This is a genomic window from Kineosporia rhizophila (assembly GCF_021277265.1).
Taxonomy (GTDB): Bacteria; Actinomycetota; Actinomycetes; order Actinomycetales; family Kineosporiaceae; genus Kineosporia; species Kineosporia rhizophila.
Genome location: NZ_JAJSOH010000026.1, coordinates 33,312 through 51,671, shown reverse-complemented (window position 1 = coordinate 51,671; position 18,360 = coordinate 33,312). Strand labels below are relative to the sequence as shown.

At 67.4% G+C, this 18,360-nt stretch carries 27 protein-coding genes; 9 read left to right on the top strand and 18 right to left on the bottom strand.

Going from position 1 to position 18,360, the window contains the following annotated elements; translation table 11 throughout:
• Positions 1–4 precede the first annotated feature (4 nt).
• Positions 5–376: a hypothetical protein gene (locus tag LWF15_RS28005; RefSeq protein ID WP_232813945.1), complete on the bottom strand. Its 372-nt coding sequence runs from the start codon at positions 374–376 to the stop codon at positions 5–7.
• A gap of 168 nt (positions 377–544) precedes the next feature.
• Positions 545–718, bottom strand: coding sequence for a hypothetical protein (locus tag LWF15_RS28000; protein WP_232813944.1), 174 nt, complete (start codon positions 716–718; stop codon positions 545–547).
• Between the two features lie 38 nt (positions 719–756).
• Here LWF15_RS28000 and LWF15_RS27995 point away from each other — a divergent pair, with 38 nt between their 5' ends.
• Entirely contained in the window at positions 757–1,119 is a 363-nt protein-coding gene (locus tag LWF15_RS27995) for a type II toxin-antitoxin system VapC family toxin (RefSeq protein ID WP_269810957.1), read from the top strand.
• Between the two features lie 10 nt (positions 1,120–1,129).
• Here LWF15_RS27995 and LWF15_RS27990 read toward each other — a convergent pair whose 3' ends face one another.
• The 3 genes from LWF15_RS27990 to LWF15_RS27980 are packed head-to-tail and all read right to left on the bottom strand — an operon-like array spanning position 1,130 to position 2,917.
• Entirely contained in the window at positions 1,130–2,008 is an 879-nt protein-coding gene (locus LWF15_RS27990) for a DUF4253 domain-containing protein (RefSeq protein WP_232813942.1), read from the bottom strand.
• A gap of 24 nt (positions 2,009–2,032) precedes the next feature.
• On the bottom strand, positions 2,033–2,434 hold the full coding sequence (locus LWF15_RS27985) for a hypothetical protein (RefSeq protein ID WP_232813941.1): 402 nt from the start codon (positions 2,432–2,434) through the stop codon (positions 2,033–2,035).
• Positions 2,435–2,461: 27 nt separating this feature from the next.
• Complete coding sequence (locus tag LWF15_RS27980; protein WP_232813940.1) at positions 2,462–2,917, bottom strand: hypothetical protein; 456 nt, start codon at positions 2,915–2,917, stop codon at positions 2,462–2,464.
• 187 nt (positions 2,918–3,104) lie between these two features.
• On the opposite strand from LWF15_RS27980, the gene LWF15_RS36915 reads away from it, so the two are divergent.
• Complete coding sequence (locus LWF15_RS36915; protein ID WP_332879939.1) at positions 3,105–3,635, top strand: serine hydrolase domain-containing protein; 531 nt, start codon at positions 3,105–3,107, stop codon at positions 3,633–3,635.
• A gap of 20 nt (positions 3,636–3,655) precedes the next feature.
• Positions 3,656–4,273, top strand: coding sequence for a serine hydrolase domain-containing protein (locus tag LWF15_RS36910; protein WP_332879938.1), 618 nt, complete (start codon positions 3,656–3,658; stop codon positions 4,271–4,273).
• Positions 4,274–4,312: 39 nt separating this feature from the next.
• On the opposite strand, the gene LWF15_RS27970 is transcribed toward LWF15_RS36910, so the two are convergent.
• The 5 genes from LWF15_RS27970 to LWF15_RS27950 form a co-directional block, all read right to left on the bottom strand.
• Positions 4,313–4,726 (bottom strand): hypothetical protein, encoded by a 414-nt coding sequence (locus tag LWF15_RS27970; RefSeq protein ID WP_232813939.1) that lies wholly within the window; start codon positions 4,724–4,726, stop codon positions 4,313–4,315.
• Positions 4,727–4,856: 130 nt separating this feature from the next.
• The gene (locus tag LWF15_RS27965; RefSeq protein WP_232813938.1) at positions 4,857–5,438 is read right to left on the bottom strand and encodes a hypothetical protein; all 582 of its coding nucleotides are present in this window, start codon (positions 5,436–5,438) and stop codon (positions 4,857–4,859) included.
• 129 nt (positions 5,439–5,567) lie between these two features.
• A complete protein-coding gene (locus tag LWF15_RS27960) occupies positions 5,568–5,831 on the bottom strand; it encodes a hypothetical protein (RefSeq protein ID WP_232813937.1) in 264 nt (87 codons plus the stop codon).
• Between the two features lie 10 nt (positions 5,832–5,841).
• Entirely contained in the window at positions 5,842–6,615 is a 774-nt protein-coding gene (locus tag LWF15_RS27955) for a GNAT family N-acetyltransferase (RefSeq protein WP_232813936.1), read from the bottom strand.
• A 44-nt stretch (positions 6,616–6,659) separates the two neighbouring features.
• Positions 6,660–7,289, bottom strand: a complete 630-nt coding sequence (locus tag LWF15_RS27950; protein WP_232813935.1) for a LysE family translocator — start codon at positions 7,287–7,289, stop codon at positions 6,660–6,662.
• A 158-nt stretch (positions 7,290–7,447) separates the two neighbouring features.
• Here LWF15_RS27950 and pnuC point away from each other — a divergent pair, with 158 nt between their 5' ends.
• Genes pnuC through LWF15_RS27930 form a run of 4 tightly spaced genes read left to right on the top strand, consistent with a single transcriptional unit; the run spans position 7,448 to position 9,906 of the window.
• On the top strand, positions 7,448–8,089 hold the full coding sequence (gene pnuC, locus LWF15_RS27945; protein ID WP_232813934.1) for a nicotinamide riboside transporter PnuC: 642 nt from the start codon (positions 7,448–7,450) through the stop codon (positions 8,087–8,089).
• Positions 8,086–9,234 (top strand): AAA family ATPase, encoded by a 1,149-nt coding sequence (locus LWF15_RS27940; RefSeq protein ID WP_232813933.1) that lies wholly within the window; start codon positions 8,086–8,088, stop codon positions 9,232–9,234. Before pnuC ends, LWF15_RS27940 begins: the two co-directional genes overlap by 4 nt.
• Positions 9,227–9,622, top strand: a complete 396-nt coding sequence (locus tag LWF15_RS27935) for a hypothetical protein (protein ID WP_232813932.1) — start codon at positions 9,227–9,229, stop codon at positions 9,620–9,622. The genes LWF15_RS27940 and LWF15_RS27935 overlap by 8 nt, the downstream gene beginning before the upstream one ends.
• A gap of 56 nt (positions 9,623–9,678) precedes the next feature.
• The gene (locus LWF15_RS27930; protein ID WP_232813931.1) at positions 9,679–9,906 is read left to right on the top strand and encodes a GNAT family N-acetyltransferase; all 228 of its coding nucleotides are present in this window, start codon (positions 9,679–9,681) and stop codon (positions 9,904–9,906) included.
• 2 nt (positions 9,907–9,908) lie between these two features.
• On the opposite strand, the gene LWF15_RS27925 is transcribed toward LWF15_RS27930, so the two are convergent.
• Together LWF15_RS27925 and LWF15_RS27920 are read right to left on the bottom strand one after the other, a co-directional pair.
• Complete coding sequence (locus LWF15_RS27925) at positions 9,909–10,664, bottom strand: ABC transporter permease (RefSeq protein ID WP_232813930.1); 756 nt, start codon at positions 10,662–10,664, stop codon at positions 9,909–9,911.
• Positions 10,657–11,442 carry an ABC transporter ATP-binding protein gene (locus tag LWF15_RS27920; RefSeq protein WP_232813929.1) on the bottom strand — a complete coding sequence of 262 codons (786 nt, stop codon included), beginning with the start codon at positions 11,440–11,442 and terminating at the stop codon, positions 10,657–10,659. The genes LWF15_RS27925 and LWF15_RS27920 overlap by 8 nt, the downstream gene beginning before the upstream one ends.
• Positions 11,443–11,513: 71 nt before the next feature.
• On the opposite strand from LWF15_RS27920, the gene LWF15_RS27915 reads away from it, so the two are divergent.
• Positions 11,514–12,086 carry a TetR/AcrR family transcriptional regulator gene (locus LWF15_RS27915; RefSeq protein WP_232813928.1) on the top strand — a complete coding sequence of 191 codons (573 nt, stop codon included), beginning with the start codon at positions 11,514–11,516 and terminating at the stop codon, positions 12,084–12,086.
• Between the two features lie 6 nt (positions 12,087–12,092).
• On the opposite strand, the gene LWF15_RS27910 is transcribed toward LWF15_RS27915, so the two are convergent.
• Positions 12,093–13,004, bottom strand: a complete 912-nt coding sequence (locus LWF15_RS27910; protein ID WP_232813927.1) for an SDR family oxidoreductase — start codon at positions 13,002–13,004, stop codon at positions 12,093–12,095.
• A 33-nt stretch (positions 13,005–13,037) separates the two neighbouring features.
• Between LWF15_RS27910 and LWF15_RS27905 the strand changes: the two genes are divergently transcribed.
• Positions 13,038–13,556 (top strand): GbsR/MarR family transcriptional regulator, encoded by a 519-nt coding sequence (locus tag LWF15_RS27905; protein ID WP_232813926.1) that lies wholly within the window; start codon positions 13,038–13,040, stop codon positions 13,554–13,556.
• Here the strand turns inward: LWF15_RS27905 and LWF15_RS27900 are convergent.
• The 5 genes from LWF15_RS27900 to LWF15_RS27880 form a co-directional block, all read right to left on the bottom strand.
• On the bottom strand, positions 13,498–14,310 hold the full coding sequence (locus tag LWF15_RS27900; RefSeq protein ID WP_232813925.1) for an ABC transporter ATP-binding protein: 813 nt from the start codon (positions 14,308–14,310) through the stop codon (positions 13,498–13,500). The genes LWF15_RS27905 and LWF15_RS27900 overlap by 59 nt on opposite strands.
• On the bottom strand, positions 14,307–15,326 hold the full coding sequence (locus tag LWF15_RS27895; RefSeq protein ID WP_232813924.1) for a FecCD family ABC transporter permease: 1,020 nt from the start codon (positions 15,324–15,326) through the stop codon (positions 14,307–14,309). Before LWF15_RS27895 ends, LWF15_RS27900 begins: the two co-directional genes overlap by 4 nt.
• Positions 15,323–16,312 (bottom strand): iron ABC transporter permease, encoded by a 990-nt coding sequence (locus LWF15_RS27890; protein WP_269810940.1) that lies wholly within the window; start codon positions 16,310–16,312, stop codon positions 15,323–15,325. The genes LWF15_RS27895 and LWF15_RS27890 overlap by 4 nt, the downstream gene beginning before the upstream one ends.
• Entirely contained in the window at positions 16,309–17,337 is a 1,029-nt protein-coding gene (locus LWF15_RS27885; protein ID WP_232813923.1) for an iron-siderophore ABC transporter substrate-binding protein, read from the bottom strand. Before LWF15_RS27885 ends, LWF15_RS27890 begins: the two co-directional genes overlap by 4 nt.
• A gap of 76 nt (positions 17,338–17,413) precedes the next feature.
• Complete coding sequence (locus LWF15_RS27880; RefSeq protein WP_232813922.1) at positions 17,414–18,271, bottom strand: helix-turn-helix domain-containing protein; 858 nt, start codon at positions 18,269–18,271, stop codon at positions 17,414–17,416.
• Between the last annotated feature and the right edge of the window lie 89 nt (positions 18,272–18,360).

Genomic DNA, 18,360 nt, shown 5'->3' with positions numbered 1-18,360 from the left:
GTATTCAGTCCTTTCCATGCCACCAGCCCCTGAAGGCCCTCACGAATTCCGGAAGCGCCATCGCAGCGGCGATGGGTCCCCATGCCCACTCCGGAACCGCCGGAAGTGTCGTTGACCCGATCTCGTAGGCGACTACACCCGTGGCCGCGGCGAGCCGGGAAGTCTGCTTCCAAGTGCGCCGCAGCCCAGAAGCCTCTTCCTCCTGCTTCTCCAGCTCTTCCTGGGCGCCGACCTGTTTCTGTACCTCAGCCGTGATGCGAAGGTCCTCGTCGGACCAGAAGGCGAACGAAGTATCGTCTCTGATTTCGTCAGGGATCTCTTGGCCAGCCGGCAGTTGAGAGCCAGTTTCTGCCGAAGCATGAGCGGGCGCGTCCACGACGGTGCCCTCGATCTGATCTGACGGCTCTGAGACAGGTACGGCTTGCGACTCGCCGCGCGGGCTTGCTGCGGGTTCCTCGTGCGCCGGTGCGTCCGTTGGAGAGGTCGTCACGCCCGATGGCGCGCTGGTGTCCGTCGGCGCACTGCCCGCGGAGTCGCCCGCCCTTCAACCCTTGGCCGCCTCCAGCGTCTTCGCTGCATTCTCGAGCGAGCCGTTCAGGCCGCTGGTGCTGGTGGAGATGCCCTGCAATGCGTCTCTGACCTGATCAACCGTCTCAGCCACCCCCTCCGCACCCACCGCCGCAAGCGTCGCCGAGGTCGTCTCCGCCTTCTCGATCACCTCGGCCAGTTGAGCCGCCGCCTCGTCGTACCAGCGTCCTGCTCGACACGCACATCCTGCTCTGGTGGCTCGCCGACGATGAGCGCCTGCCCGTGGCCATGCGCAAGGTCATCGCGGAGCCGGACCGAGCGGTCTTCGTCTCGGCCGCCTCGGCCTGGGAGATGTCGATCAAGGCGTCGCTGGGGGAGCTGGATGTGCCCGAGGACCTGCGTCAGGAACTGGACGACGAGGGCATCTCCGAACTGGCCGTCATGGTGGAGGACGGGTTGGCGGCAAGGGCCCTGCCCCGGCATCACGACGACTCGTTCGACCGCATGCTCATCGCTCAGGCTGCCCGGCGAGACTTGTTGCTGTTGAAGGCCGATCGCCGGTTCGACGCCTACAAGGTTCGTCTCATGTAGGCGACTTGGATCAGGGCCGTTCGTGCAGGAACCAGGCATTGGTGTGGGCCAGTTCCCAGGCCAGCTGTAGCGGGGGCACGTGCAGGTTGCCGGCCATGGCCAGGTGCTGACGAGCGAGTTCGAAGGCCTCGGGGCCGAACGCGGGTCGACGGGTGGTGACGAACTGGAGCATGGTTCCCCACGAGGCGACTATCTCGGCTCCCCAGGCTTCGTTCCATTGACGCATGCAGGCGGCCAGGTTGGCGGTGTCGTCCTCACCGAAGTAGTAGAGCCAGGCGGCTGACAGCCAGGGGCTGGTCGTCGGCAGAAGTGCCAGGTGCACCTCGGTGGCCTTGTACCAGTCCAGCGCACCAGAGGACGTCTCGCTCTCATCAACGGGACCCAACTGCGCGAGCCGTTCAGGGGCGTCACAAATGTGTTTGAGAAGGTGCTCGTTCAACGTGTAGTCGGTGGTCGGCGCAGGGATGCCGGGTAGCAGTTCTCTCGCCACCGCATCGGAATCCCAGGCCGGACCGGAGCCCCGAAAGTTCAGGAGTTGAGAGACCGTCTCGAGATCGACCTCGTCCATCGACCAGTATTTTCGGTCCAGTTCGGCTTCCAGCGCGTACTTCTCGGGCCAAGGATCGAGAGAATGGACTGCTGTCTCGAGCTCCTGCAGCTCAGCCGCTTCAACTTCGAAGAACTCGTCCCGGAACTCCTCGCCGACAGCGACGGGGCGACGTCCGGTGACCGCCATGAGATCCCGGGCAGCCTGCCAGCCGGCGAGAAGATTCTTGGGATCCAGCCACGTCACTAACAGTACGTCGCTTTGGGGGACTGTCTCGACGTTCAGGCCTTCCAGTGCTGTGCCGCGGAAGGCGTCCATGAGTTCGCGAGGTTCATTCAGCACGTGGGCGAGTATGGCAGCCCCGAATCAGGCGCAGTCGTCGCAGATCCCGGTCTTCGGAAGGGTCATTCCGTGGATGGGGCAGACCTTCTCCTCCGCCTCGATGTTCTTGACCCCGCCACCGTAGTAGCGGAACGTCGACAGCTCGTGCCACTCGTGGGTCTCGTTCGCGTACATGCTCGGGAACAGCTCAGATGGAAGCTCTTTCGTGTACGGCCCGAGGCGCCAGGCGACATAGCCCGGGTTGATGGTGAAGACCATCTGGTGGTTCACCCACGCGCCGAGGTAGCCGCCGCTCGGTGGGGCCAGGTACGCGCCGCCATCGATGGCGTCGAGGGCGGCGGCGATGCGATCGCGGTCGGCCTGCGACCACGACTCCCGCCAGCTCAGCACCTGGTCCCGGGTCAGCTGCCTGCCTTCCATGGCCATGTCGTTCACCTTTCTGTGTAGGAACTTTCAGGACGAGCGGGCTTGCTTCCAGAGGTCGGCCTGCTCCTCGGTGAGCCGGTAGTGCGCTTCGGCCGGGTGCCCGGCTCCTAGCTCGGTTCCCCAGCGGAACTCGAGCATCCAGTCGCGCCCGTCGTAGTGCTTGTTGATGTGCCGGGTAAGGGCGGAGAACGCGCCCTTGAGGTTGGGGCGGGGCACGCCGGTCAGCTCTTCGAGCTGGGTGGTGGAGAAGTAGTCGCCGGGCTTGCCGGCGAGCACGTCGAGCACCTTGCCGATGGTGAGGCTGGTGGCGGTGGGGGGCTCGGCGAAGCGGCTCAGGTCTGCGACAGACCAGCTGGTGGCTGGTTCGGGCAGGGCTTCAGCATCACCGGCGGCCTCGAGGCTGGCGATGAACCCGTAGACGGCGGTGAGGTGGCGCCGGGGGACGTGGACGGGGACGAGGGTGTCGTCGGGATCGGTCGGCATGGGCTCTCCTTGGGTCGAAGCGCTTGTCTGCTGCTGAGCATCAGTCTGCTCTCCGTACGTTCTGGTCAAGTACATGGTCTGCTCTGGAGTACTTGGAGTCCTGACAATAGTGCTACGCACTGCTACCGATGGGTCACTCACTAAGCTCCGTGATGTGCCAAGAATCTGGTCGATCATGGTGACTTCCGTGCTTCTGGTCGCGTGCAGCAGTTCGTTGGAAAAGGCCGCCGAGCCGGCGCCGGACGGCGCAGTCATGGATGAGGTGGCGCAGCAGGTGGTGGGTGCCGCGGTTCCCGGCTTCATGGCGCGGATCGACGATGGTGGAGGGGTCGAGCGCACGGCCCTGGGGGTGGCGGACCGGGAGACCGACCGCACGATCCAGGCCGCCGATCAGTTCCAGATCGGCAGTATTGCGAAGGCTTTCATGGCGACGTTGTGTCTTCAGCTGGTGGACGAGGGCAAGGTCGATCTGGATGCGTCGCTCGCGGAGTACCTGCCCGGCGTGGTGCCCAACGGGAAGAAGATCACTGTTCGCATGCTGCTCAACCACACCAGCGGCCTGTTCGACTACATCGACGACGACAAGTTCTGGGCGTCCTGGGAACGAATCCGGAGCGGCTCTGGACCGAGGACCAGCTGCTTGCGATGGCGTTCCCGCATGGGCCCAATTTCGAGCCCGGGGAGAGCTGGGGCTAATCGAACACCGGCTACATCGTGATCGGAAAGCTGCTGCAGAAGGTGACCGGGCAGGAGCTGCCCGAGCTGGTGGACGAGCGCATCAGTGGCCCGCTGGGCCTGAAGAAGACCTATCTGCCCGAGACTGTGGCCACGAACATCGACCAGGGATACGCGCGCGGGTACTCGATGAAGTTCGATGGCGCCTTGCCCGAATATACCGACACCGCAGCTTGGCCCATCGACGGCAGGGCGGGTGCGGCCGGCGCCATGATCTCCGATCAGGACGATCTGGCCGTCTTCGTCTCGGCTCTGTTCGCCGGCAAGCTGTTCTCCGACGAACAGCTCACGCAGCTGAAGACCGTGGTGGACCTGCCTGCGGCCTACCGGTCCGAGAATGCCTACGGCCTGGGTGTTCACAAGGTCGTGACCCCGTGCGGAACGGTCTGGGGCCTTCGAGGTCAGACCGACGGGCACCAGAGTTTCGCCGTGGCCACGGAAGACGGGAAGCGTACTGCCGTCAGTGATGTCACCGCAGTGCCGTACGGCGACGAGTGGAACGACGGGATGCGGCGTTGGAGCGAGGTGACCGAGGCTGCGGAGGTCGTGACCTTGTGTCAGATGCTCGGTAAGGCTGCCCCGGCCTCGGTCGGCGCGCGCCTGCGCGGTACACCGGGCTGAACCTGGCCCTTGTGCAAGGAATGCAGGGTTGGAGGGCGTTCAGGGGCGGCTTCGTCGAGTCAGTGCGCGCCAGCGGGGCTGCTCGGTGATCACCACGACGACGCAGAGGGTCGTCACCGCCACCGCGATCCAGGTGGGCCAGAGCGCCCAGGCCGCTGCCGTGGCCGCGACCAGATGAGACAGCAGCATGAGGATGGTGACCGCGCCGGGGACGGCGATGGGGGTGTCGCCGCCGGGCCGGTCGCCGGGAGTGCTGAAGATGGCGGGAGGAACGATCAGCAGTAGGACGACGCCGATGGCCAGAAGGATGGAGTGTGGCCAGAGCGCCCAGGGGGCGGCGATCCAGGCGATCAGTTCGGTCAGGAAGCGCAGACCGCCCGAGAACAGGTCGTGGCCAGGGGGCTTGGAGCCGGGGTGCGAGGTGCGGTCCTGTTTCCTGGGGGTGCTGTCCATGGCGTTCGTCCCTCGTCCGGCAGTCGCAAGCTTTCTTGATTAGCCTCAAGCTAATCGTATTAGCCAAAGGACGTCAAGAAGCGGGCGGGCACCCCACTGCTTGAGGTGCCCGCCCGCTGTCGGACAAAGATCAGGGGATGTACTGCTCGGCCAGCGACGTCACGGTGCCCTTGTCGCCGTTGGTGTGACGCAGCCACACGGCGACGCGGCGGTTGTCCTTGTCGGCCTGCTTCAGCCGGGTGATCAACTGCTGGCGGGTGATCTTGTGGCGGTTGGTCTGCTGGTCGAACGAGACCAGGTCCAGCTCGCCGGTCAGGCCGGCCTTCTTGGCCACGGTGAACGTGTACTTCTTGGAGCTCTTGTCCACGACCTCGTATCCGCTGACCGACTCTCCGCCGGCGATCTCGTTGGCGGTGCGGCCGGTGTAGAACTCGGCGCGGTCGAAGCGGATCTTCACCACGCCGTTCTTCACCGTGACCTTGTCGATGTAGCCGAAGTCCAGGCCCTTCTTGGCCTTTCCGGCCTTGGTCATGCGGTTGGCCGGGATCAGCGAGTAGTCCGGCTTGGCGGCTGCGCTCGCCACCGCGACGGTGCCGGCATCTTCGGAAACTGCGGCCTGGGCCGGGGTACCGACTGCGAGCAGGACACCGGCGCCGGTCACCGAGGCGGCGAAGGCGGCGGCGAGACGAATGCGCTTGCTGGACACGAACACGGGGGACTCCCTGCTGAGCGGCTGCCGGGCCGGTGGGCCACTGGCCGTTTTTGTTGGACGCAGACTTCGATGCAGCACCCAGCCAAAAAGTTCAGAGTCTGGCCAGAAAGTTTCTGGCCGTGGGACAGGTCACTGCAGCAGCACCCAGCCGTGCTTCACAAGCTCCCTCAGCTCAGCCTGGTAGTCACCCCGGTCGAGCCGGCGAAGGTCGACCACCCGGGGAGGGCTTTCGACCGGGTAGGTGAAGAGCACGGCAGCCAGGCTGAACGCTTTTGGCGTGAGGTCGGCTTCCAGGAGTTCCAGAGGGAGGCCCAGAGCGCCCTCGATGCCAGGCTGCGAGCGCAGCCCCTGGGCGTACGGCGTCAGGAGGATCAGGCTGTTGTCGTCGATCACCGACGAACCTCTATCCGACGATCATGGCCGTGCCGAGCCGCTCGAAGCCCAGGCGTTGATAGACCCGGGCCACGTTCTGGTCCGCGGCCGAGAGGAAGATCGTCCGGATGCCCCGGGCTCGGGCGTCGGCGATCAGTGCGGCAGTGACGGCGGCGCCCAGACCGCGACGCCGGGCGGTGGGCAGGGTGGCAACGCCGACGATCTCGGTGACATCGCCGACGGGGTTGTGCTGGCCGGCGCTCAGCGGGTTGCCGTCCGGGTCCAGGGCGGCGCAGAAATACGTTGCAGAAGAGCGAAGCTGGGCCTGCGCGCGCTCGATCGTGCCGTCAGCCGTAGCGGCCGCGACCTCGTCAGCCAGATCTGTGTCCTTCCCCGAGAAAGACAACCGCTGCACGGCAATCGCAGCGCCCAAGGCGGGGCTGTCCGCCGTCAGAAACTGCACCGGCGCGGTAGGCGGAGACACCTCGGCGTCGGGAGGCAGGACCAGCAGGGGACATGAAGCGACCTCAAGGCCTGCCTCCCGCGCAGCCTCCGTCAGCCCGGGCGAGATCTCGTGCACCCATTCGAAGGTCTCGGGTATGCCGAGTTCACGCTGGCGCGCTCGTACGGCCTCGATGTTCTGCGCGGCCACCGCTTCCTGGGCGCTCAGGGTGGGACGGGCGTAGAAGGGGTGACCGCCGTTGTCGCGGACGAACAGCGTCAGGGGGCCGAAGTCCTCGGCCCGTGCGCTGAGCCGGGGGACGGTGTCGTAATAGCGTTCAAGTTCTTGCAGCGTGGCTTCCATCGGGCCAGTGTCCCGAAACTCATGATCACGGCGCAGTTGGATTATCAGTGCGCGCTCGTCGCCACCCGCAGCCCCAGGCCGATCAGGACGACGCCGGTGACGCGCTCGATGTTCACGCGTACCCGCGGCCGGGACAACACAGCGCCGAGAACACCGACGGCGAGGGAGAACAGGCGCCACCAGGCCACCGCGACGATCAGGAAGACGGCGGCCAGGGTGGCGGTGGTGGGCAGGGCGGGTTCGCCGGGGGAGACGAACTGGGGGATGAGGGTGAGGAAGATCAGGGCGATCTTGGGGTTGAGCAGGTTGCTGAGCAGGCCCTGCCGGAAGGCGGTGGCGGGGTCGGGGGCGGCGGTCCCAGTCTCCGTAGAAGCCGTCACCGAGGGCTGCTTGCGCGCATGCCATACGGCCAGGATGCCTAGGTAGATCAGATAGGCGGCGCCGGCCAGCTTGATGATGGTGAAGGCCGTGGCCGAGGCGGCCAGGATCGCGGCCACACCTACGGCCGAAGCAGCGGCGTACACGCTGATGCCTGCGCAGCAGCCCAGACCCGTCCACCAGGCCATTCGCACGCCCCCACGCACGCCGTTGCGCAGCACCAGCGCCATGTCGGGGCCGGGGGTGAGCGTAAGGATCATGACCACGGCCAGGAAGGGCAGGAGTTGCTGGGGCATGCGAGGTCCTTGCGGGGCGGTGGGGATCGGACCCGGGATTCCATCACAGTCGGCCGGGCCGGCCGACAACCAACCCGGTGTAGCTCTGGATTTTCGGCGGCATCACCAGCTATCGTCACTCTGACGAATAATAGTCAGGACGACGAGAGGTGAGCGGGATGGATCTCCTGAGCGACTGGGTGGCGCCACTCAACCAGGCCGTGTTCGACCTGTGGGGCGCTCCCGTCACCTGGGCCGAACTGCTGGGCTTCATCACCGGCGGGCTGTGCGTCTGGCTGACCACCCGCGGGAGCATCGCCAACTTCCCGGTCGGGATCGTCAACTGCGCCATGTTCCTGGTGCTGTTCGCCTCGGCGCGGCTCTGGGCCGATGCCGGCCTGCAGATCGTCTTCATCGCGCTCGGCATCATCGGCTGGTGGCAGTGGTTCCAGGGGCGGAACGAGGTTCAGGAGGAGAGCCCGATCCGGGAGGCCGATCGGCGTACTCTGCTGATCTGTGTGCTCGCGGTCGTCGTCGGAACTGCCGTGCTGACCGTGATTCTGCGCGAGACCCACGACTCCAGCCCGTTCCTGGATGCACTGACCACCTCGCTGTCGCTGGTGGCTCAGTGGCTGCTCAACACCAGACGGGTTGCCACCTGGTTCTTCTGGATCGCGGCCGACTGCATCTACATCCCGCTGTACGTGAGCAAGGACCTGTACCTCACCGCCATCGTCTATGCGCTCTTCCTGGCGCTGTGTCTGGACGGGTTGCGCCGGTGGCGGGCGGCCGCAGCAGTGAAGGAAACGATTCACGCGTGAAGGCTTATCGGCACGGCCTGTTCATCGGCAAGTTCTATCCGCCGCACCGGGGGCATCATCGGGTGATCCGGCGGGCCGCGGCCGAGTGCGAGCGCGTCACCGTGCTGGTGATGGCCTCGATCGCCGAGACCGTGCCGCTGGAGCACCGGGTCGCCTGGCTGAAAGCAGAACATAAGGACGAGTCTCAGGTCACCGTTGGTGGGATCCGTTGCGATGCACCGATGGACGTCGGTGACGAGCAGGTCTGGCAGGCTCAGGTCGCGGTGATGCGGGCGGGTATCAGAGCCACTGGGCAGACCGTTCCCGTGGATGCCGTCTACTCGGCCGATGCCTACGGCCCGGAGCTGGCCGGCCGGTTCGGGGCCAAGGCGGTGTCCCTGCTGCGGGACGACCTGTCTGCCACCGCAGTACGGGCGGATCCGGGCGGCCACTGGGACGATCTTGCTCCGGCTACGCAAGCCGGTTTGACCACCCGGATCATCCTGATTGGTGCGGAATCGACGGGAACTACCACGATCTCGTCCATGCTTGCCGAATCCTGCCGCAGTAAGGGCGGTGTGTGGGCGCGCACCGGGTGGGTGCCGGAGTACGGCCGTGAGTACACCACGATCAAGTGGGATGCCGAGAAGCGGGCGGCGCGTGAGGCCGGTCGGCCGGAGCCGGAACTTGAGGCAATCGTCTGGAACCACGAAGACTTCGACCGGGTGGCGTACGAGCAGACCCGAGCTGAGGAGTCCGCGGCGCGTTCCGGATCGCCGGTACTGATCTGCGACACCGACGCGTTCGCGACCATGCTCTGGGAACGCCGTTACCTGGGCGAGCAGGCCCGGCCGGCCCAGCCCTGGGCCCTGGATCTGCCGGATCGTCACCTCTATCTGGTCACTGACCACGAGGGTGTGCCGTGGCACGACGACGGGCTCCGGGAGGGCGATCTGGCCGTCAGGGCTGCGATGACCGGGTGGTTTGTCGACGAGCTGACCGCGGCCGGGCATTCATGGGTATTGCTCACCGGCACGCTGGAACAACGCCTGAAGCTGGCCGAACGCAGTGTGGAGCAGCTCCTGGCCCGGCGGCTGAGCTTCGGAGAGCCGTTCTCCGGCCCTGGATTCGGCGCGGGCTCACGCTACGCTGTCGAGTATGACTGACGGTCAAATGTCTGTTCAGGTGATCGTGGACTACATCGCCCACGACGGCACCCGGCGCAATCCGGCCTATTTCAAGCCGTTGGAGAAGGAATTCTCCGAAGTGCCCCACCCGGGCGACCTGATCGCGCTGATGGGCAAGGACATTGAGATCATGGGGGTCAGCGCCAGCCCCTCCGGAGAGACCTTCATCAGCATGTCCGACCAGACCGGCCGGGCCCTGCTGATCCAGGGGGAGGTGCTCACCCGCCGCTGGTCCACCCACGGTGTCGATCTGATCTGCAAGCCCTACCCCTCGCAGACACCGATCGAGAACACCGAGGAAGCCATGGAGATCATGGAGACGCTGATCAAGCTCGGCTTCCAGTCGGCCCATGAGCCGCACGACTGAGCCGGATCCGGATAAACAGGGCGGCCCCCAGCGGTCCCGGCGCGTACCTTCGGGTGATGCCCACCGCCGAACTGCGCACCGAACGTCTGCTTCTGCGCGACATCATGCCCGACGATTTCGACGCGGTACACGCCTATGCCGAGGATCCGGACAACCAGGCCTCGGCCCGGGTGCTGGAGAAGACCGGGCTGAGCCTGGAAGGCCGGATGCGGCACCACATGCAGATCAAAGGACGCTGGCGAGACTCGTTGCTGTACGCGCGGCTCGGCGGCGACCCGGCTTGAGATCAGACACCCCGACGCATTGCTCGGGTGGCCAGTAGCACGCCCGCGAAGGCCAGGAGCAGTGCGGCAAGCAGGCCCTGGGCGACCGCGGCGACGAGGAAGTCTCCGTTGAACAGGGCCCGGCAGGCGTCGACGACGTAGCGGCCGGGGTTGAACGCGGAGACCGTTTCCAGCCAGCCCGGGCCGGCGTTGACCGGCAGAAGCACACCGGAGAGCAGGATCACCGGGAACACGAAGACCTGGGTGACGATCCAGAACAGGTTGCCGCTGGGCAGGGCGGCGATGGCCAGCAAGTAGGAGAAACCGCTGAGCCCGACGCCCAGTACGGCCAGCAGGCCGAGGCAGGCCAGGGCACCGGGCAGGTGCAGGTTCAGGCCCAGTGGCATGGCCACGGCGATGATCAGCACGGCCTGGATCAGGAGCACGATCAGGTCTTTCGCGGTGCGGCCGGCCACCAGCGCGACGCGGCTGATCGGGGTGGCCAGGAAGCGTTCCATCTGGCCGCCCGACAGCTCCGTCATCAGAGCGTGCCCGGCGCCCAAGGGACCGAACAGGCACATCATCACCAGGATGCCGGGCACGAACCAGCGCCAGCTCGAACTGTCCTGCTGCAGATCGGCGCCGGAGAGCATCGGCCCGAAAAGCACCAGGAACAGCACCGGCTGGATCATCGCGAAGAGCAGGCCGATGGGGGAGCGCAGCTCTGGGGCTATCTCGCGGGCGAACACGGTGCGTACATCGTTCAGGAACTTAGGCACGGCTGTACGCCTCCCCGGTCTCGTGAAGCCGGCGACCGGTCAGGGCGATGAACACGTCGTCCAGCGAACTGCTGCCCGAAACCCGGCCCCGTAGCTCGGCCGGCGTTCCCTCGGCAACCACCTCACCCTCGTCCACAATCACGATCTGCCCGGCCGCCCGCTCCACCTCGTCCAGATAGTGGGTGGTGAGCACCACCGTCATGTCGTGCTCGGCGCGCAACCGGTCGATCTGCTCCCAGACCCCGGCCCGGCTGTGCGGGTCGAGGCCGGTGGTGGGCTCGTCGAGGAACAGCACGCGCGGCCGGTGCACCAGGCCGAAAGCAATGTCTACCCGGCGCCTCTGTCCTCCCGAGAGCGTGCCGGGCATGCGATTCGCGAGCGCGGCGATCCCGAGCATCTCGAGCGCCTCGTCGGCCCGCTCGCGGGCGACGTTCACCGGCAGGCCGAAACAGCGTCCTTGAGTGGTGAGTTCGTCTCGGACCCGGTAGTTCTCGCCGGCCGCGGACTTCTGGCCCACGTAACCGATCTGGCGCCGGGCCCGGGCGGGCTCGGCCACGGCATCGATGCCGCCCACGTGCACCGAACCGGCCGTGGGCGGCAGGAGAGTGGTGAGCATGCGCATGGTGGTGGATTTACCGGCCCCGTTCGGGCCGAGCAGTGCAAGCAGGCCACCGGCGGGCACATCGAGGCTGACATTGCGTACGGCCTCGATCGGCTGCCGTCTGACCATGAACGTCTTACGCAGGCCGCGGGCCTGAACCATCATCGGCTCGTTCATGGATGGAACTCTAGACCTCATAAATGGAACTGCAAAGCTCCATTACTGAACTCGAGCATCCCGTTGCTATCGTGAGCGACGTGTCGACGCCCACCCGCAACCGCACCGAGCGGGCCATTCTCGAGGCCGCGGTCAGTGTGCTGGCCCGTGACCGGGCCGCCACGCTGCCGCAGATCGCTCAGGCGGCCGGGGTCGGGCGCACCACGCTGCACCGCTACTTCCCCGATCGGGAGGGACTGATGGTCGCGGCGGCCGAGCACGCCCTCGAGGCGATGGACGAGGTGACGGTTGCGGCGAGGCTCGACCAGGGCACCCCGCAGGAGGCGATGCGCCGGGCGGTGGCGGCGCTGGCCTCGGTGAGCGACCAGATCATGTTCGTGTTCGGGGACAAGTGCATGCTGACCGAGATCCTGCCCAAGGCCGCGCCGAACCTGTCCACCGACCAGGACCCGGTGATCATGCTGATCCGACGTGGTCAGCAGGAGGGCGTGTTCGACGCCGAGGCGAGCGCGGAGTGGATCCAGCAGATGCTCTGGGCCACCTGTTTCACCGCGTTCGAGCAGGTGCAGGGCGGCGCAATGGCCAAGTTCGACGTGGTGCCCACGGTGGTGCGCACACTGGAACGCGGGATCTCGGCGGGCTGAAGACCCTCAGCGGTAGCCTGTGACGTCGGCCGGTCTGCCCGCGTCCTGCACCTCGACGATGTAGCGCCAGGCGTCAGGTCGGGAGCCGTCGAGGTCGTCGAACCCGTACACCTGGGCGAGCTGCCCGCTGGAGAGCGACTCACCGTTCCAGCGGGCCCGGTCGGGATCGGCAGCCAGGGCCGCGACCGCGCGGCCGGTGAAACGGGGGGTCTCCGAGATGGCGAAGTGCGGCTCGGTGGCCAGCGCGTCGCGCCAGGTCTCTTCGGTGACCGAGAAGTGCTCCAGCATCATCTCCGAGCGCATCCAGCCGGGGGTGAGCGAGACCGCCAGGCAGCCGTGCTTGCGCAGGTCGCGCGAGTGGGACCAGCCCATCCGGTTCACCGCGACCTTGGCCAGGTCGTAGAACGGGTTGAGCCGGTAGTTGGTGGCGTTGTACGCGGTGGTGCCGTCGGTGACCTCGACCAGGAGCCCGCCCGGCCTGCTGATCAGCAGCGGCAGGGCGAAGTGGGCGGTGATCAGGTGCGTGTCGACGGCCAGGCGGAGCAGGCGCAGGCCCTTGTCCAGGTCGTGCTCCCAGACCGCCTTGTCCCACTCGAACAGCAGCTCACCGCCCCAGATGTCGTTGACCAGAACGTCGAGCTGCCCGTGGGCGGCGCGGATCTGCGCGACCAGTGACTCGACCGCGGCCTGGTCGAGATGGTCTGTGGGAACGGCGATCCCGGTGCCGCCGGCGGCCGTGACCAGCTCGGCCGTCTCTTCGATGGTCTCGGGCCGCTGGTACTCCGAGGCCTGCGAACGGGTGGTGCGGCCGGTGACGTAGACCGTTGCCCCGGCCGCGCCCAGCTCTACCGCGATACCGCGACCGGCGCCGCGGGTGGCCCCCGCCACCAGAGCCACCTTGCCCTGAAGGGTCGTCATGCCTCCATCCTGCCTTACTGAAATACTGTTGTCATGCAGTCTCCGGAAGACAGCCCCGCAGACCTTCAGATGCGGCAGTTCGTCGAGCGTTTCGCCGACTCGTGGGCCGCCACCGGCGCATCCCGGATCGAGGGCCTGATCGCCGGCTACCTGCTGGTGGACGAGTCGGACGGGGTGAGCCCGCAGGAGCTGTCCCAGCAGCTGCAGATCAGTGCGGGCTCGGTGTCGTCGTACACCCGGGCGCTGGTGGAGCGGGGTTTCGTGCGCCGGGTGCGCAGATCCGGCGAGCGCTCGCACTATTTCGTGATGGACGAGGACGTCTGGGCCGGATTCCTCGAGCGTGAGCAGGAGTACCTGACCAGCCAGCTGCAACTGGCCGTGGAGACGCTGCCGCACGTGCGGGAGGGCGGGGTGGCCTGGCAGCGGGTGCGGAACATGCGCGACTACATGAGCTGGCTGATCGATTCGCGGCTGGGCAGCGAGTGGGCCCGGATCAAGGCCGAACGCGATCAGCTGCAGCGCGACCAGCAGCAGAACGCGCCCGGACGGTGACCATGGGGGTGCTGCTCTCGGAGTCGGTACCCACCACACCGTCCACCCCGAACACGTCCCGGACCAACTGCTCGCTCAGCACGTCGGCCGGCGCCCCCGAGGCCACCACCTCACCATCGGACATCACCACCAGATGTGAGGCGTAGCGCGCGGCCTGGTTGATGTCGTGCAGCACGGCCAGCACTGTGCGGCCGTCGGCGCGCATGTCCTGGCACAGGTGCAGCAGTTCGACCTGATGAGCCAGGTCGAGGAACGACGTGGGCTCGTCGAGCAGCACGTACTGGGTCTGCTGGGCCAGCACCATGGCGATCCAGACCCGCTGCCGCTGACCGCCGGAAAGGTCGGTCAGCAGTCGGTCGGCATACGCCGTGACCCCGGTCGCGGTCATCGCATCGGACACGATGCCCGCGTCGCCCGGTAGCCACTGGCGCAGCAGCGAATGGTACGGATGACGGCCGCGGGCAACCAGATCCCGCACCCGCAGCGACTCAGGCGCGATCGGATGCTGGGGCAGCGCCGCGACCCGTCGGGCAACGGCTTTCGGCCGCAGGGAACGCAGTTCGTGGCCGTCGAGCTCAACCCGCCCTGAAGTCGGTCGCAGGGTGCGGGCCAAAGCCTTGAGCACCGTCGACTTACCGCACCCGTTGGGGCCGATCACCGCGGTGAACTCACCTTCCGGCACGGCCAGGGTCAGGTCGCGCACCACAGCCGGCCCGCCGTACCCAAGTGTCACGTTCTCCAGTGACAGGCTCACAAACGTCCTTTCTTGTGCTCGCTCAGCAGCAGGTACCCCAGATAGCAACCACCGACCCCAAGCGTGAGGACGCCTACGGGCAAGCCTTCGACGAACGGCACCTGTTGTGCGGCCAAGTCGGCGACGACCATGATCAGCGCACCGGTGAGAGCGGCCGGGAGCACGCCGACATCGGCGGAACGAACCACCCGACGGGCAATTTGAGGTGCGGTGAGAGCGACGAACGAGACGGGACCGGCCGCGGCCACGGCAGCGCCGGCCGCCACGACCGACAGCAGGATCGCGGCCGTACGCGTACGGTCCGGATCGATGCCCAGCCCGGCCGCTGTGTCGTCGCCCATCTCCATCATCCGGATCGCGGCGGGCAGCGTCATCGCCAACGGCAGCACCACCAGCAGGACGACCCCGCTGACCAGGAAGTCGTCGACGTTCGCCGCATTGAGCGATCCGACCAGGTAGGCAGCCAACTGGGCCGCCGCGTCCCGTAATTTGACGCTCACCACGTACTGGGTGACCGCGTAGGCCATCGCCGCCACCCCGATACCCGCGATGATCGTGCGGGTGGGGGAGCGGAAACCCATGCCGGTGCAGAGATAGACGATCAGCGTGGCGGCTCCGGCGCCGAGCACGGCCCCGACCGGCGTGGGGATGCCGGTGAACATGAGTGACGAGATGGCTACTCCCGCACCGGCTCCGGCGCCCAGACCGATCACGTCCGGGCTGCCCAGGGGATTGCGGGTGACACTCTGGAACAGGGTGCCGGAGAGCCCGAGCAAGGCCCCGGCCAGCATTGCCGTGGCCAGTCGGGGTCCGCGCAGACGTTCCAGCACGAACTTGGTCTTTCCTTCGGCACCGCCGGTCAGTGCAGAGGGCAGATCGGCCGGAGAGATGCCCAGGCGCCCGAGCGACAGCGTGGCCACCCCAACGGCCAGCACTGCGAAAAGTGTGCACAGGCTGTAGATCAGGGCCGAGCGATGTACGGGGATGGCTACTCGTGAGCCGAGACGAGCGATCATCGGGCCGCCCACCCTCGGCGTACGGCCAGGAGCAGGAACGGGGCGCCCAGCAGCGCGGTGACGATGCCGACCATGATCTCCTCGGGGCGAGCGACGATCCGGCCCAGGATGTCGGCCACGATCAGCAACATTCCCCCGAGCAGGGCGGCCACCGGGATTTGCCAGCGGTGATCGCTCCCGGCCAGGGAACGGGCGAGGTGGGGCACGGCCAGCCCGACGAAGGCGATCGGCCCGACGGCCGCCGTGCCAGCAGCACTGAGCAGAGCTGCGGCCAGGATGCCGCCGGCCCGGACCAGCGCCACCGGCGTACCGAGCGAGGTGGCTACGTCTTCGCCCAGAGCAAGGTTGTTCAGCGAGGGGGCGAGGACCATCGCGAGCAGTAGTCCGACGATGAGGGCCGGTGCGATCGAGGCGGCAACCTCCAGGTCGCGCCCGCCGAGCGCACCGATCACCCAGAAGCGGAACGAGTCGAACACTTTCGGGTTGGTCAGCGTCATGGCCTCGATGTAGGCGCTGAGCACGGCCGACACCACGGCTCCGGTGAGCAGCAGAGTCACCACACTGCCGGAGGCGGAACGGCCGCCCACGGTGTAGACCAGCAGCACGGTCAGCAGGGCGCCGACCATCGCCACCCAGATCGAGCCGGCGCCGAAGCCGGCCCCACTGACGGCGGCGGCCGTGACCATCGCCGCAGATGCGCCGACGGTCACGCCCAGCAGCCCGGGATCGCCGAGCGGGTTACGGGTGATGCCCTGGATGACCACGCCGGCGACCGCCAGGGCGCAGCCGACCAGGGCTCCCATCACCGTTCGCGCGAACCGGGCGTCGAGAACGGCTTCCAGGTACGGATCGGGGGTGCCGGTGAGCACGCCCAGCACGGCACCCGGGTCGGTCACCTTCCCGCCGAGGAACAGGCTGGCCACCGAAGCGGCGGCCAGCCCGGCGAGTGCTCCCAGAACAACCAGGGAGCCCCGCACCTTGCTCAACGGTCGAGCTTCGCGACGGCCTCGTCGATCAGCGGGGTGAACCGCTCCAGGGTCCACGGCACGGTCAGCGGGTTGATGATCGAGGACGCCGTGACGAACGGCTGGTCGGTCGGCGCCACCACCGAACCCCGCTGGATCGCCGGGATCTGCTTGTACAGCTTCTGCCCCTCGATCTCCTTGCGGTTGGCCTCGTCCGAGTAGAACGTGAAGATCAGGTCCGAGTCCTTGAGCTTGTCGGCGTTCTCCAGGCCGATCGCGGCCGAGTCGGTGCCCTCGACCTCCCACTCGCCCAGGGTGTCCACCACCGGGTCGACGGTCAGGCCGAGCGCGCTGACCATGGCCACCCGCTGCTCACCGGGGTAGAACACGCCGAGCGTGCCCGGGCCGCTGTTGTAGATGTACGAGAAGGTGATGTCCTTGTAGGCCGGGTTCGCCGCTTCGGCCAGCTGCTTCTTCACGTCGGCGATCAGCTTCTCGGCGTCGGCGCTGCGCCCCATCGCCTGGCCGATCGTCTTGATCTGCTCGTCCCAGGTGATGGTCCAGGGCAGCTTCGGGTACGCGACGGTCGGCGCCACGTCCTTGAGCAGGTCGTACTGCTCCTGCGTGACTCCCGACCAGGGAGCCAGGATCAGGTCGGGCTCCAGCTCGACGATCGCCTCGACGTCCAGCTCGGTGCTGCCGGTGAACTGCTCGGGCAGCTCGGCGCCGCGCTCGGTCACCGCTTCGTGGATCCAGGGCAGGTAGCCCGTGTCGTCGCTGCCCCAGGGGTACTCCTCGATCCCGACCGGCACGGTGCCCAGCGCGATCGCGGTCTCGGTGGAGCCCTGGCCGAGGGTGACGATCCGCTCCGGCTTCTCCGTGATCTCCGCGGTGCCCAGGGCGTGCTTGATGGTGACCGGCTCGAAGGTGGCGGCGCCGGACTGGGCCGCGGCCTCCTCGTCCGAGCCCGAGTCCGATCCGCCGCAGGCGCTCAGGGCCAGGGCGGCCGCGGCGATCAGGGCGACCAGGCCGGTGCGTGTTCTCACGTGATGGTTCCTCTCTAGGGGCAGGGGCGAGGGCTTCCCTGCGACCTGAGAGCTTAGCCTTACCTAACCTGAACTTTCAAAGCGTATGAAAGTTCAGCAGGGCGAGACCCTGGGCCGTCGCGCTACCGGGCGCCGCGGTGTGGGTGAGCAGGCGAACGCCGGTGGCGTCGGGCAGGTGCAGCACCTCGAAGCTCAGGTCGAGATCACCGACCACAGGGTGATGCAGCCGGCGGGTGCCGCTGGAGCACAGGCGCACCTGATGGCGGGCCCACAGAGCGGCGAACTCCGGGCTGTGCAGGCTGAGTTCGCCGATCAGCGCGGCCAGGGCCGGATCGTCCGGGTGGTGCGCGGCGACGTAGCGCAGGGAGGCCACCGACGTCGCTGCCTCGTCGGCCCAGTCGCGGTGCAGTTCGCGGGTGTGCGCGTCGAGGAAGAGCATCCTGGTCAGGTTGGGGCGGTCGGGGCCGGCGGCGTCGGGGGCCTGTCGGTCGAGGTGGCCGGCCAGCAGGGCGTGGCCAAGAGCGTTCCAACTGAGGACGTCGTTGTGCCGTCCCAGCACAAGTGCGGGTACGTCGTGCATGGCTTCGAGTAACTGCACCACGCCCGGTCCGGCGTGTTCCGGCTTCGGAGGTCGGCGGCGGTCGGCCGGGCGAGGGCGGGCCAGTTCGAACAGGTGGGCCCGCTCGTCGGGGGTCAGGCGTAGCGCCCGGGCCAGGGACTCGATGATCGCGTCCGACGCGGCCTGGGACTGCCCCTGTTCGAGCCTTGTGTAGTAGGCGGTGGAGATCCCGGCGAGCTGGGCCAGTTCTTCTCGGCGCAGGCCGGGCACTCGGCGGGTGCCGTAACTGGTCAGGCCGGCCTCGTCCGGCGAGATGCCGGCCCGACGGGTGCGCAGGAAGTCGCCCAGGTCACGGGCATCATGGACGGTCGGCACGGAACCAGTGTGCGGCAGGCGCGGGCGGCGTGCCTGACCCTGTGAAGGTCAGGCAGCGGGTGCGTCGGCTGTGCCGGTGGCTGGTTGCC